1 protein-coding gene is annotated in these 913 nt (G+C 80.0%); it reads left to right on the forward strand.

Features of this window, described 5'->3' with window-relative positions:
* Window positions 1-57: 57 nt before the first annotated feature.
* Window positions 58-913, forward strand: an 856-nt coding sequence (locus tag N866_RS18160) for a Y-family DNA polymerase (protein WP_034229346.1), incomplete at its 3' end; no start/stop codon positions are given.

Below are 913 nucleotides of genomic sequence, written 5' to 3' on the forward strand. Positions count from 1 at the left end.
CGGGCCGGTCGAGCCCGTCGCCCCGGCGTCCTGGACGCCCGCCCGCCGGCGTGTGGGATGAGCGTCCCCCCGGTGCCCGAGCGGGTCGCGGCGGTCTGGGTTCCCGACTGGCCGGTGCTGGCCGCGATGACCCTGGCCGAGGTCCCGGCCGACCGCCCGGCCGCCGTCCACGACGGCCGACGCCTGACGGCGGTGTCCGCGGTCGCCCGCGCGCAGGGCGTCCGACGGGGGATGCGACGGCGCCACGCCCAGGAGACCTGCCCGGAGGTCGTGCTGCTCGCGGCGGACCCCGGCCGGGACGTCCGGTTGCTCGAGCCGGTCGTCGAGGCGGTCGAGTGCGTCGTCGCCGGGGTCGAGGTGGCCCGCCCGGGCCTGCTCCTCCTGCCCGCCGCGGGCGCGGGGCGCTACCACGGCTCGGAGGAGGCCCTGGCCGAGCAGCTCGTCGAGGCCGTGGCCCGGGCGGGGTACGAGGCCCAGGTGGGGGTCGCCGACGGGGCGGGCGCCGCGGTGCTGGCCGCCCGGGCGGCACTGCTGGTCCCCGCCGGGGCGGGGCCGGGCTTCCTCGCGCCCCTGGGGATCGGCGAGCTCGTGCACGTCGCGACCGAGGAGGAGGTGGTCGCCCGCATCCCCGGGCTCGTGGACCTCCTGGGCCGGCTCGGCCTACGCACCCTCGGCGACCTGGCCGGACTGCCCCGGGAGGACGTCCTGGGCCGGTTCGGGGCGCTCGGGGTGTGGGCGCACCGCGTGGCCTGCGGTCAGGACGACCGGCCGACGGCGGTCCGCCGGCCGGAGCAGGACGTCGTCGTGGAGGAGGTCCTGGACCCGCCCGTCGAGCGGCTGGAGGCCACCGCCTTCGTGGCCCGACGCCTCGCCGAGGCGCTGCACGACCGCCTGGTGCAGCGCGGCGCCGGGT

It is taken from the genome of Actinotalea ferrariae CF5-4 (assembly GCF_000603945.1).
GTDB lineage: Bacteria > Actinomycetota > Actinomycetes > Actinomycetales > Cellulomonadaceae > Actinotalea > Actinotalea ferrariae.